Genomic DNA, 13167 nt, shown 5'->3' with positions numbered 1-13167 from the left:
CGAGGATGTTCCATTCTTCATCAGTGAGGCTGCTGGAATATGGCATGGTACCTTGGTTCAAGGGATTTCAGTACCTTAATTTGAGATTGTAAAGATGTCAAATGGGTTCTATATAGAATCCGCCTATAGGTAGCAGTATGTTTTTTATTGAAATGCATACTGTGCGAGCGTTCCAGCAGAAAACATCCCGTTTCGATGCGAAGTGGAGTTCGTCTCCGTTACAAGGAGAGACATTCTGTCAGTCATCGTTGTCCATAAAATGTGACGCCATCTCACAGGCAACGATGATGATAATGATCTGCTTACATGGCAAGGCGTGGATACAACCGAGCACAAATAAGAGTTAAAACCGTTGCCGTGAAAAGCAAAACAGCTATATTGAGCGGAAAGCTATAGAGGCTGGTGCCGCCCACGACCATGATGCCTCGCAATGCATCAACTTGATAGGTGAGAGGATTAAAGTGAGATAACACCTGTAACCAGTGCGGCATGAGAGCGATCGGGTAAATAGCATTGCTGGCAAAGAAGAGAGGCATCGTCATTAATTGACCAATACCCATAAACCGTTCCCGTGTCTTAACCAGACAGGCCACCATCAGCGAAAACAGAGAAAAACAGGCCGCACCTATGAGTACGACCAACGCAACACCCAGCAGTGCTAGAGGATTGAAGTTTAAATTGACGCCTAATAACCAGGTGATCAGATAAACGATAATTACCTGCACCAGACTACGAATTCCGGCTGAAAGCGCTTTTCCTAGAACCAGAGAAGTTCGGGGAGCAGGACTGGCTAAAAACTTGTGCACAATTCCTAAATCCCGTTCCCAGATAATCGTCATCGCACTGAAGATAGCGACGAAGAGTACACTCTGAGCCAAAATTCCAGGGGCTAGAAAATCCAGATAGCGGAGATTACCAGTCGGAATAGCTCGCACTCGCGTAAACACCTGACCAAAAATTAATAGCCATAAGGCAGGCTGCACGGCCCGTAGCAACAGATCTGTTGGGTCATGGCGCAGTTTCCGAACTTCCAGTTCTGCGACGACGAGGGTTTTCTGAATGACGTTGGCGATCGCCCCCACCCCTCCTCTAAATTGCGCGGGTGTAGGTCTATCCCAACCGCTGAATTGTGCGTCGGACTCTTGCAATGTCACGGTAGTTTCCTCCCAATTCTAGTTGGTCGCCTGTGTAGTGAATAAAGACATCATCCAGGGTGGCATTAGGCTGATGAAGTGAGGCTTTCAGCCGTTCTGGCGTATCCACTGTAATCACGTTGCCTTGATGCATGATGGCAACTCGATGACACAAATTATCCGCTTCCTCCATGAAATGGGTCGTCAGGAAAACCGTTGTCCCGTAATTCACGCGCAATTGCTCCACCAGCTGCCACACCGCTTCCCGCGCCCGTGGGTCCAACCCGACCGTTGGTTCGTCCAGAAATAAAACGGGTGGTTGGTGCAAAAACGATTGAGCAATTTCCAGGCGACGAACCATCCCACCTGAGTAGGTACGGACCAGCCGACTCGCCACATCCTGCAATCCCATAAAATGAAGAGCTTCTCGAATACGGGCATCGCGCGATCGCCGTGGAAGGTCGTACAGTTTTGCAAAGATGAGTAGGTTTTCGTAGCCGGATAGTGTGCCATCCGCCGAAAGCGCCTGTGGCACATACCCAATCAGGCGACGCACCTGGCTTGCCTGCCGAGCGATATCAAATCCAGCAATACTGGCCCGTCCAGCGCTGGGCGGCAGCAGGGTTGTAAGCATTTTAATGACAGTACTTTTACCCGCTCCATTAGGGCCTAATAACCCAAAAACTTCTCCTGCCTGAACAGAGAGATTGAGACCGTTGACAGCCGTAAATTTATCAAAGGTACGGGTTAAGTCGTACGTTTGCAACATTGTGGGTGTAGTTGCAAGAGATATTTCTGGGGTGCCATTGCACCGGGATGGTGTAGTCATAGTAAATTTTCTAGCTTTATCACGGCAGTTCCGGTTGTATAGCTACTGCCCTGGACTTCTCCAAACACGTTTGAAGCGATCTCACGATTTTGAGAACAGGCTGAACGAGCACAAGCAGACTTTCCACTGAGCAGAGCGCCTCATAGGAGCTACTGCCAGCCTATTCAATCTGAACCAGCCAATAATGTTCTGCTTAAGTTGCCAAGCAGATAGTTAGCCAAGCTAACTAATACTTTGCCATACTTTTAGAAAGGTGGAATACTTCTTTAGGTTCAATGTCAATTTCCATCCCTCTGGCTTACCTGTCGTCCTGCGTTTATGGCTTCCCCATCCCCCAGTCCAATTACTCCTGAGAACTGTGCAGCTGAACTCATGGAAACCATCCATCCCATCATGCAGTTCATCCGCACTGAAATGCGTAGCCAACGAGAGCCGTCCCTCTCAGTCCCCCAGTTTCGACTGCTACGATTTCTCAGCCGCCATCCGGCTTCTTCGTTATCGGAGGTGGCCGAGCACCTGGGCGTGACACGAGCTACTGCATCCGCCATGACCGATCGCTTAGTGAAGCGGGGGCTGGTCGATCGGGCCGAAGATCCCCAGGAGCGGAGACAGGTGATGCTCAAGCTCACAGGTACGGGACAAAAACAGTTAGATCAAATGCGGAATATGACCCGGCTCAAAATCTCTGAGTTGATGGGTGGGCTGACATCCGAGGAACTCGCCAGTGTATCAAAAGGATTAAAGATTTTAGGAAACCTGTTTGAGGAGCCCAGTGACAAAAACTGACACCGATACCAAAGCAAGAGAAACGGCATTGCATAAAGAGAATAATATCATCCTCTTTATGCAATGCCTGGGTAAATAGCTAATCTTGACCGGTTGATCCAAGCTACTGAAGGCTTCAGCCCGACCACCTGCAGCGGTTTCAACAGAAGGGGCCGTGTTGCTGTTCTTGAATGTGGCAGGCCAATCTGTGATAAATGCTTGGCATTTAAGCAGTAGAAGGACCCAGAGGAGAGGGGCACTTTGCGCCCTTCTCCTCTGGGTCCTAAAACACATTTGCAATCTACTGAACTTTAGTAGATCGCAGATTCTCTAGAAAATATCGTCCTGCGTGTTGATCGTTTCATTCGAGTTGGTAAGTTCAAATACTTGCGTTCAATCTTTTGCGCATCGTGTATACCGAATTAGCGATACCCAGTTGCGGCTGTAGATTGAATTTGGCTAAATTATACAAGTTCTATATCTAAGCAACTGGAAGGGCACACTTGACGGAAGAATCTGAGCCTTCAGTGAGTAAAGAATTGTTGCCAATGGAGAATAGCCAGGCTGGGACATCAACAGTGTTTGAAGTTTCAGGGGTAGCACAAGCTGACAAACCTCTGCCAGAAGTTCCATACTATGAAGCTGTTGAAGCATTACTTAGAAAGCCCACGCCACAGGGGTGGGGCGACCAAGCAAATTCCATTAAGTTACCGAAGCGAACGATTGAATCTTGCTCCCAGTATCACGGCCAATTGGTCGACAATGTTCTATTTCATCCATTTGTTGAAGCAGTTCATATAGCTTTTAGTGATCATCGTCCCTTGTGCTTATCACCGGATATGATTTGGCTGCTAATAAGTCAGGGATTAGCAAACCACATCAATAACAACACGGAACAACTCAGACACCAATTTGTCAAACATCAGGGCAAGGTCAAGATCAAAATTCAGCAGAATGGTTTCGTCAAGGGATCGCCAAAAAATCCTTGGAGCGAAGTCTTTAAAGAATTTTCAGAAGCAATTCGACAACACATTGGAGACGAAACTCATGAATTACTCATTCCCACTTTTTCAACAACTGGTTTAGTTGAGAGAGCAGTATCAGAAATTGTTTTATTGGATGCAGTACAGTCCTATTTCGACTATGAGTTGGATACGAGCTGTGGAATTCCTAAAATAAAACTTGAAGGTACTGTTGCAGACTGGCAAGAGTTACGGCAACGAACAGAAAAACTCGCTCAGTTTAACCTGCACTGGTGGGTTGACCCACTGATTCCAATTTTGGAACAATTTATTAGAGCCGCACAAGGTAATCCAGATCAAAATTTTTGGCAAGTAATATATAAGAGGACTTGAATGAGTGGAGGAGCTCGTATAACAGGCTGGATTACCGCCTTCTTTCCGTATTTGAAGGATCAACAAACCGGCAAGATTAGCCGACGAAATTATTGGCTAACTGAAGGTGGAGAAAGACTACAAAAGCTTTTATACCTTGATGATCCTGAGGAATATTTTTTGGGAATAACAACCAACGAGTTTCCAGGTAGTTTGGCAAAAGCTCCCTTTCTCTGGCAATGCTCCCGTTGGTGGTACTTAACATCTTCTTACAAAATGGAGTTCCTTGGTGGATTTGCCGGTGTCAAACAAGATCGAACTACTCTTTTCTTGCGCCCTGAAATTGGATGGGCAGTCCGTGAAGCAACTACTCCATAGCTTGAGATTTATTTCTCTTTTATCACCCTGGCTCCAGAAAAATGTTATCAGCCATCCGGGAAAATAAGAGAAGAAGTAGGAATACTAAATAACAGAACAGGTATAGAAAATAGATACAAAATGAATGCTTGCGAGATGCCTGAGAGCTTTATATGGCAATCATTCTATTCTTCTCAAATTGGTGCTGCCTTACCATGCCTACCACAAAAATTTGAGGTTTAGAAAAAAATTTTGTCTGCCAAGCTGGTAAAGGAGAGATATCCGGCAATAGCCAATCAATCCATCAACGTACCTGAGGCGGGTGGTGCAGTTCAAGGTACTGGATCTATCGGGTTACGGGAAACTCGACTGATCTAGTAGGATTTATACAGAATGGAGGAGGGTTAAATCTCAATAGTTCTGTCTCTGAGTATGTTTCCCCTCAGATTACGTCGTTGACCTAAAAGACGGGTTGAACGAAGTTAATTTTTCGTGCACTTAGCGCACAAAGAATTAACTTCGTTCAAGACTGCCAATAAGCAACTCATACAGTTCTTTTACTTCCGAGAGTGACTGATGTATCCAGAAATTATCGTGGCGATCGCCCTTCTCATCCCCCGTCCTCTATCACTCCCTATGGGGCCAACAACTCAAGTTAGCGCCCCTGCGAATCTTTTAACAACGACAAAAGCTCAGGTCAGCACGCAGCGCTTCTCTATCACGTATCCCGACCATTGGATGATTACCCAACAGAGTACCGATTTTCTCATCATTTTTAATCAACCCCTCATCCCCGGTGGTGGATACGCTCCGCCCTACATGATCAAGACCGATATTGGTATTCAGCCCTTTCCCATGGAAGAGTCACTTCGCGGTCGTGAATCTGGGGAAAGGATGCCCTCAGAATTTGGAGAAACCCCTGTATCCCGCCGGATGGAAACAGTGGTCGTCAACGAAAGAGAAGCCGTACGTGTTTGGCAAGATGGCGGTGAAACGTTTAGAAATATAGTTATAACCTACATCCCCGTGAGCGATCGGGAAACAGCATATTTGAGTAGCTTTTATAACGTCCAAAACCAGGCCGCAGAAGCCGCTATTCTTCAAGTTCACAACTCATTTGAGTTTCTAAAATAATGCACTTCTTAGGAGATTTCTGCATAAGAATTTACCCGTGATGTGGATGCTTGCCCACTAAGCGGGCAAGCATCCACATCACGGAGGTAATTTTATTACTGGAAATCTCCTTATGCCAGGATCTCTAACAACGCAGACATTAATTCAATATATTGATAATGCCTTCGCAGACAAAATGTTCAACTTGGCTTTAACCAACTTTTTCCTGAGTCTTGAGTAAAGGAATTTCTAGTAAGCGAAATGGAGGCTGCTCAGGAAAATGCTTCTTTAACAATGGCATAGCAACGTTATAGACTGGAATGTTTTGGCTGGTTCGTCCCTCTATATACCCATGGTGAGCATGGCCATGTAATGCAGCCGCAACCGAAAAGCGATTTAAGGGATCTTCTAAACGACTAGAGCCTAAAAATGGCACGATATCACAGGGTTCTCCCTCAACCGTCTCTTGAATGGGAGAATAGTGCAACACCGCAACCTTTTGCTCCGTGTCCAACTTCGCTAAGGCAGACTCAAGCTTGAGAGCTTCTTCTGCGGCTTCATGCACAAATTGTTTAACAAGTTCTTCACCCCAAGGTTGTAGCATTCGGGAACCAAACCCTCCAGCAAAGCCTTTCACGCCAGCAAAGCCGATTCCAGCAACCTCACATGCCTCCCCATCCAGCGGCTTGATTCCCGCTTCTGCCAAAATTTGCCGTACTTCTTCTGGCCGACCCGATTCATAGTCATGGTTGCCCAAAACGGCCAGAGTTGGAATGGTTGTCGTCGCTAATTCGTTAATTAGGACGTGTACCTCTTCTGCTAGTCCATAGTCAGTCAAATCACCGCAGAGCAGTAATACGTCGGCCTGCTCATTAGCTTTAGCAAATAGAGGCTGTAATACTCCCTGTGAGGTAGTAGTGCAATGAATGTCGCCAACGGCCGCAATACGAACGACATCTTTCGTAGTTGACATATTGCCTCTCCCTGATCTTCTCTATCAACATCATGGGCCGCCAATAGATGGCTTCCCTGCCTCGTTGGGTACATTTTGGCCATGGTTTGTACAGCAATTGATGGTACAAGTTCTTCATTCTCAAGCCATTCATTAAAAGTTTTTGATAAATTGCTAAAATTCGTTCTTTAGGCCGATGAATTATAGATAGCGATTGCCCACCATAGAGAGTTATTGAAGTTCTAGTAAATCGTTAGAGTAGTCGTCAAAAAACTAAGTATGGTATTTTCTCAACCCAAACTCGCCCCGGAAACTCGTGAGTTTTATTGTCAAGCTCTGAATATTTTGAATCAAGCACAGATGCCATTTCTCATTGGTGGTGCTTATGCTTTTGAGTGTTATACAGGAATTTCCCGGCATACAAAAGATTTAGACATTTTTGCCCGTCCCAGTGATGTGCAATCTATTCTAGATGTCTTTGCTCAGGCAGGTTACCAGACAGATATTGCTGTATCACATTGGCTAGCAAAAGCTTATTGTGGTGAAAATTTTGTTGATATTATTTCTAACTCTGCCCACGGTTGCCTTCCTGTTAGTGATGCCTGGTTTGAGCATGCCGTTTCCGATGAGGTGTTTGGCATTCCAGCAAAAATTTGTGCGCCAGAAGAAATAATTTGGTCAAAGGCGTATGTCATGGCACGCGATCGCTTTGATGGAGCGGATATTGCTCATCTAATTCTGGCCTGTGGCGATCGCATAGACTGGTCAAGATTAGTCACTCAGTTTGGCGATCACTGGCGAGTTCTGTTTAGCCATCTTGTATTGTTTGGGTTTATCTACCCAGGAGAGCGATCACGTATTCCAGCATGGGTGATGCAACAGCTAAGCCAGAAAATTGCAGAGGAAAGCAGCCACAACGGAACATCCGAGAAACTTTGTCAGGGTCCATTGCTTGCTCCCCTCCAATATCGAACAGATGTGGAGCAATGGAATTACGAAGATGCGCGACTACAACCAAGAGGAAATTTAACGAAAGCAAACGTAGTGGAGTGGATTGAACACTTGCAGCAAGAGAAAGATACCAGTGAAACTTGTGAGGTATAATCCTCCATCCTTTCATCCATCCTCTCTGTATTCAGCACTTCAGGGATTATTCACTTCAAAGGTTAATTTCCCATACTTTTAATGCATGGGAAATTAACCTTTTGCAGTTGGTCCGTGAATCCATAACCTTAAATACAAAACTCAAAATAAGTAGGGGGTTGCAATTAAATAGGAGACCGAAAGGTTATACCGTCATGAAGCGGTTGACCCAACCTTTTGGATCTTAGTTTAATTCGGCTGAGCTACTTATGGTGCTGCTCTGAAGCGGACAGCACAGTATTTTGAGTTTTGTGTTTAATTGAGTTGAGCCTATTACTCCGCGTATAGAATAATAGAAGGGGATACCGTTGGAAGCCGAACAGCTAGCTAAACAAGGATCTGCATTAAACTTCCGCCACACAAGATCCTCACATCCTTCCCTCTAAAATTAATCCATAATAGATTATGGACAACGTATGAATTGCGATCGCGTTCCTTCACACAAGGATATAGGCAGCCGTCCTGACATGCTCCAGATTTTCCTCACGCCACAGCATCCATGCACACGGTCTGTTCCGATTCGTTGCTGTACCGCCACAACGACTAAACTCTTTCATTAATTTCCGTGGATTCACAGATTCAATTTTCTGTCGCCTGTGCGTAACAATTTTCTCTCTCGTATAAAACTACCCTCATGATCCGTTAAGGGCTTGAAACAACGGAGTAATCAGCAAGGGTGATACAGCTGAGTTATTACGATCAATGACATATACCACTAGAACGTGATGCAGCAATCATCCAAGGGGTATGTTGAAGGTATAGATGGGTGAAAGGTAAAGCTACCAACTTGAGACAGCTTCAGGCGATCTAGAAAAGCAGACTAGAGAACCAATCCTCCACAGGGTCCTTCTAGTGGAGCTAACGACAGCGAAGGTAGTAGAAATTAATCATTGCATCTTTTAACCCTCTGCGGCTGGTTATACACCTGCTATTGTGCTGCATCAGGCCGCTACAAGGATTCACTCTGCCAGAGAATTTCATCATGCCTGTCCTATTACCTCATAACGAGATTCTGCGATTGAAAGCATTGGAGCGGTACCAGATTCTTGATACCGATGTAGAACAAGCATTTGATGAGTTGGCCTCTCTAGCAGCACAAATTTGTGCTACCCCAGTTGCTCTGATTAGTCTGGTAGATCAGAAACGGCAATGGTTCAAGTCCAAAATAGGACTATCCGTTTCAGAAACAAGCCGAGACTTAGCATTTTGCGCCCATGCAATTCTGGATGATAAGCCTTTCATTGTAGAAGATGCGGCAGCAGACGAACGGTTTTCGAGTAACTGCTTAGTCACAGGTGCCCCACATATCCGGTTTTATGCTGGGATACCTCTGGTGACTCCTGACAACTACCGGCTAGGAACAATTTGCGTCATTGACTGGGTGCCTCGGCAGCTGAATGCTGAGCAATTAGCAACCCTTCAAGTTCTTAGCCGCCAGGTGGTCAATTTGTTAGAGTCACGATGTCACTTGGCTGAGCGCCAGCGCGTGGAATCTCTGCTAATGGAACAAAATCGAATTCTAGAGATGATTGCAACGGGTGCTCCTCTCGTGGATGTGCTCAATACGCTCATTGGGGCGATCGAGAGTAAGTCTGCTGGAATGATTGGCTCAATTTTATTGCTTAACTCCCAAGGAACCCACTTACGGCACGGAACGGCTCCTAATTTACCAAAAGGCTATTTTCAAAGTATCTCTGATTTAGAAATCGGGGCCAACAGTAGAACCTGTGGTCGAGCCGCATTTTTAAGAGAAGTGGTGATTGCCTCAGATATTGCTAGTGATAGCCGCTGGGAGCAGTTCCGGGATTTGGCGCTTTCCTATGAATTGAGATCCTGTTGGTCTACCCCTATTTTTTCTTCTACGGGTCAAGTGCTCGGTACGTTTGCCATGTACTATCGAGAACCTCGTAGCCCTAATGCTTTTGAAGAAGAATTGATTGGGATGGCAGGTCGCCTCGCAGGAATTGCGATCGAACGTCAGCAAGCCCAGGAGAGATTACAACAGGATCTGATTCAACGAAAACAGATCGAATCAGCATTGAAAGAGTCATTGCGAGACTTAACAGGTGTCAAGTTTGCGCTAGATCAGTCTGCAATTGTAGCTGTTACTGATGTAAAAGGAATTATTACCTACGTTAACGATAAATTCTGTGAAATCTCGAAATATACTCGGGAAGAATTGATTGGACAGAGCCACTGTCTCATTAATTCCAGTTATCATTCCAAAGAATTCTTTCAGCAGATGTGGTTCACGATTTCCAAGGGTGAGGTGTGGAGGGATGAGATTAAAAACCGGGCGAAAGACGGCAGTTTCTATTGGGTAGACACCACGATTGTTCCATCTTTTGATGTTGAAGGTAAGCCTTGTCAGTTTGTCGCGATTCGCCATGACATTACGGCACGTAAGCAAGCTGAAGAGTCATTGCGGGAGAGTAAGGAGCGATTACACTTTATCCTGCAAAATATGCCGGTCATGCTTGATGCAATGGATGATGAATGGAATATTGTTTTTTGGAACCGGGAATGTGAGAGGGTTACAGGTTACAGTGCTGATGAAGTCATCAAAAATCCAAAGTTGATGGAATTGGCCTATCCAGACGCAGCTTATCGCGAACAGATGATGGCTCAATGGGTGGAACAAGGGAACAACTATCGCAACTGGGAATGGGACATTACCTGTAAGGATGGAAGCATCCGAACGATCGCCTGGTCAAATATTTCTGAGCAGTTTCCAATTCCGGGATGGGCCACTTGGGGAATTGGTGTCGATGTGACAGAACGCAAACAGGCAGAAGCCGCCCTGCTGCAACAGGCCGAACGAGAGCGGTTAGTCAGCACGATTGCTCAGCGCATTCGTCAGTCACTCAATCTTCACCAAATTCTAGACACAACAGTATCCGAGGTTCGCCAGTTGCTTCAGGCTGACCGCGTGTTAACCTATCGAGTTAGCTCAGTCGGGATGAGGTGTGTTACGAATGAGGCCGTTGCCCCTGAGCACTTGCCGCTGATAGATCAAGTCCTGTCAGAAGACATTCTTCCACCCAAGTGGCTTGAACTCTATCGGCAAGGACAAGTTCGTGCCATTACGGATATTGAACAAGATGACCTTGCTCCTTGTTTGATAGAAACCTTACGAAATCTCGGTGTGCGAGCCAAGCTTGTTGTACCCATTCTTTACAGAGAAGCGTTGTGGGGCTTGCTGATTGTTCATCAGTGTGAGCAACCACGAGAATGGCAGCCATTAGAAATTGAACTGTTAAAACAGCTATCGACGCAAGTGGCGATCGCCATTCACCAGTCAGAACTCTACCAGCAAACCCAGATTGAATTAGCTGAACGTAAGCGAGCTGAACAAAAAGTTCGAGAGCAGGCAGCCCTGCTGGATGTCACCACTGATGCAATTCTGGTCCGGGATCTCAATAATCAAATTATCTTTTGGAATAAAGGGGCAGAACGGCTTTATGGCTGGCTAGCCTCAGAAGTCTGCGGTAAAAAAGCGACTGAGTTTCTATACCGGGAAGTACCCATTCATACAGACGAGATTCACCAGGCTGTGCTGCGGCAGGGGATGTGGCAGGGCGAATTACATCAATGGACAAAAGCAGAACAGGAAGTAATCGTTGAAAGCCGTTGGACATTAGTTCGTGACGCAGATGGAGAAGCAAATGCCATTTTGATGGTTAATACAGACATTACCCAAAAGAAACAGCTAGAACGCCAGTTTCTCCGGGCTCAACGGATGGAGAGCATTGGTACGCTAGCGGGAGGGATCGCCCATGATCTCAATAATGTGCTATCGCCCATTCTGATGTCTGTACCACTACTAGAAATGCAGCTGCGTGACCCCAATGATTTGAAAAGCCGACAGTGGTTGGATATCGTTGAAAACAGCGCCCGACGTGGAGGCAACCTGGTGAAGCAGGTATTATCCTTCGCCCGTGGCATTGAAGGAGAGCGATCGCTGTTAGAAGTGAAGCACCTCATCTGGGAAATTCGAGAAATCGCTGAAGAAACCTTTCCCAAATCCATTAATTTCTCCACGAACCTTTCACGGGATATTGGTCTTATCTATGGAGATGCGACCCAGTTGCACCAGATTCTCATGAATCTTTGTGTGAATGCTCGTGATGCCATGCCGGGGGGAGGTACTTTACAAATCAGCGCTCAAAATGTAGAGCTTGAAGAACGGGATACTCAGTTGCATATCGATGCCAAAGTTGGGCCTTATGTCGAGATCACCGTGTCAGATACGGGAATGGGCATTCCGGAGGATGTCATTGATCGTATTTTTGACCCGTTCTTTACAACAAAAGAAATGGGCAAGGGCACGGGGCTAGGGCTTTCGACAGTCATGAGTATTACCAAGAGCCATAATGGATTTGTGCTGGTTTCCAGCCGAGCCGGTGTAGGTACAGAGTTCAAGGTCTATTTGCCTGCCTTAATGGAGGGCGAGCACCTAAAAACACCAGACACAAATCTGCTGCTTGGGTCTGGTCAACTTGTACTGGTGGTTGATGATGAAGAGGCAATTCGAGAGATCACCAAAACAACCTTAGAAGACAGTGGATATCGTGTACTGACAGCAAGTAATGGCTTAGAAGCTATTTCTCTCTATGTTCGACATCAGCATGAAATTCAGGTTGCTCTAATTGATATGATGATGCCGTCTATGGATGGTGAGGATACCATTCGCACCTTAAAAGTAATGGATGCGCAGTTCAAAGTTATTGCAACTAGTGGATTGTATACCTCTGATCAATTAGTTGAACTACACATTGAACAGTTTTTGCAAAAGCCGTTCACAACGCAAGACTTGCTATCAGCCCTTTACCAAACACTGGTGTAGCCCATAAACCTCAAAGGGCTGTGCCGCCTACTTCGAGAAATGTAAACTTCTGTATTTACATGTTCAGGGAAAACACGTGTTGTGAATACTGAAAGGGGAAGCTATAGCTGTTTTAGACAGTTTGTTTACGCAAACTGAACTGGGTATAGAGCCTCAAGCATTCCACCAAAAGTGTTTTTTGTGGGCGATCGCGATATGACTAACCCAAACATGAAGGGGCAACCGACTGGTAAAGAGTATTTACTGAATCAAATCAGCATCCGTATCGGTCAGTTTCTTAACCTGCAAGATGTTTTAGAAACAACTGTTACAGAGGTTCAGGCTCTTTTAGAAGTTGATCGCGTTAAGGTTTATCAATTTGATACAGATGGTAGCGGTGCTGTTGTTGCAGAAGCGATCCAGCACAACCGACTCCCCTCGCTGTTAGGGTTACATTTCCCTGCAGAAGACATTCCGCCACAAGCGAGAGAGTTGTTTGTTAAGGCGAAGCAACGGGTAATTGTGGATGTTGGAGAGTGATCAGGATTTTGTGTAAGCGGTCTAAAATCCCCTTAATTCAGGAGACCGCATCATGGCACGAAAGAAAAAAGAGACTAACCGCGTGGATGAGATGCTCGATGAGCTGTTGGCAGACTGTCAGACGCCAGAGGATATTCTGGGCGAATCGGGGTTACTCAAACAACTGAGCAAACGAC

At 45.8% G+C, this 13167-nt stretch carries 8 protein-coding genes and 2 pseudogenes; 7 read left to right on the top strand and 3 right to left on the bottom strand.

All coding sequences use genetic code 11. The features are described from left to right. Positions 1–302: 302 nt before the first annotated feature. Both NDI52_RS33320 and NDI52_RS33315 read right to left on the bottom strand, forming a co-directional pair. Complete coding sequence (locus NDI52_RS33320; protein WP_347280030.1) at positions 303–1082, bottom strand: ABC transporter permease; 780 nt, start codon at positions 1080–1082, stop codon at positions 303–305. Positions 1083–1110: 28 nt separating this feature from the next. Continuing rightward, the gene (locus NDI52_RS33315; protein WP_190770853.1) at positions 1111–1962 is read right to left on the bottom strand and encodes an ATP-binding cassette domain-containing protein; all 852 of its coding nucleotides are present in this window, start codon (positions 1960–1962) and stop codon (positions 1111–1113) included. 318 nt (positions 1963–2280) lie between these two features. Here NDI52_RS33315 and NDI52_RS33310 point away from each other — a divergent pair, with 318 nt between their 5' ends. The 3 genes and pseudogenes from NDI52_RS33310 (at position 2281) to NDI52_RS33300 (ending at position 5552) form a co-directional block, all read left to right on the top strand. Beyond that, complete coding sequence (locus tag NDI52_RS33310) at positions 2281–2748, top strand: MarR family transcriptional regulator (protein WP_190770852.1); 468 nt, start codon at positions 2281–2283, stop codon at positions 2746–2748. 527 nt (positions 2749–3275) lie between these two features. Further along, positions 3276–4439: pseudogene (locus tag NDI52_RS33305) on the top strand (DUF4419 domain-containing protein). Positions 4440–4994: 555 nt separating this feature from the next. Beyond that, positions 4995–5552 (top strand): PsbP-related protein, encoded by a 558-nt coding sequence (locus NDI52_RS33300; RefSeq protein ID WP_190770849.1) that lies wholly within the window; start codon positions 4995–4997, stop codon positions 5550–5552. A 190-nt stretch (positions 5553–5742) separates the two neighbouring features. Here the strand turns inward: NDI52_RS33300 and NDI52_RS33295 are convergent, their stop codons facing one another. After that, positions 5743–6504, bottom strand: a complete 762-nt coding sequence (locus NDI52_RS33295; RefSeq protein WP_190770848.1) for a metallophosphoesterase — start codon at positions 6502–6504, stop codon at positions 5743–5745. A 258-nt stretch (positions 6505–6762) separates the two neighbouring features. On the opposite strand from NDI52_RS33295, the gene NDI52_RS33290 reads away from it, so the two are divergent. The 4 genes and pseudogenes from NDI52_RS33290 to NDI52_RS33275 all read left to right on the top strand — a co-directional run. Then, positions 6763–7587 carry a nucleotidyltransferase gene (locus NDI52_RS33290; protein ID WP_190789322.1) on the top strand — a complete coding sequence of 275 codons (825 nt, stop codon included), beginning with the start codon at positions 6763–6765 and terminating at the stop codon, positions 7585–7587. Between the two features lie 1021 nt (positions 7588–8608). Continuing rightward, positions 8609–12472 (top strand): GAF domain-containing protein, encoded by a 3864-nt coding sequence (locus NDI52_RS33285; protein WP_190770846.1) that lies wholly within the window; start codon positions 8609–8611, stop codon positions 12470–12472. A 195-nt stretch (positions 12473–12667) separates the two neighbouring features. Continuing rightward, the gene (locus NDI52_RS33280; RefSeq protein ID WP_190770845.1) at positions 12668–12991 is read left to right on the top strand and encodes a GAF domain-containing protein; all 324 of its coding nucleotides are present in this window, start codon (positions 12668–12670) and stop codon (positions 12989–12991) included. A gap of 52 nt (positions 12992–13043) precedes the next feature. After that, positions 13044–13167: pseudogene (locus tag NDI52_RS33275) on the top strand (IS256 family transposase); the annotation flags it as partial.

It is taken from the genome of Leptolyngbya sp. PL-A3, from assembly GCF_039962325.1.
GTDB lineage: Bacteria > Cyanobacteriota > Cyanobacteriia > Elainellales > Elainellaceae > Vacuolonema.
Note: the sequence above shows the minus strand (reverse complement) of the source record. Positions and strands in the feature narration are given on the sequence as shown.

Excerpts from the sequence above, each read along its gene's own strand:
- NDI52_RS33315 (WP_190770853.1), bottom strand. The coding sequence starts at position 1,962 with ATGACTACACCATCCCGGTGCAATGGCACCCCAGAAATATCTCTTGCA.
- NDI52_RS33310 (WP_190770852.1), top strand. The coding sequence starts at position 2,281 with ATGGCTTCCCCATCCCCCAGTCCAATTACTCCTGAGAACTGTGCAGCT.
- NDI52_RS33300 (WP_190770849.1), top strand. The coding sequence starts at position 4,995 with ATGTATCCAGAAATTATCGTGGCGATCGCCCTTCTCATCCCCCGTCCT.
- NDI52_RS33295 (WP_190770848.1), bottom strand. The coding sequence starts at position 6,504 with ATGTCAACTACGAAAGATGTCGTTCGTATTGCGGCCGTTGGCGACATT.
- NDI52_RS33290 (WP_190789322.1), top strand. The coding sequence starts at position 6,763 with ATGGTATTTTCTCAACCCAAACTCGCCCCGGAAACTCGTGAGTTTTAT.
- NDI52_RS33285 (WP_190770846.1), top strand. The coding sequence starts at position 8,609 with ATGCCTGTCCTATTACCTCATAACGAGATTCTGCGATTGAAAGCATTG.
- NDI52_RS33280 (WP_190770845.1), top strand. The coding sequence starts at position 12,668 with ATGACTAACCCAAACATGAAGGGGCAACCGACTGGTAAAGAGTATTTA.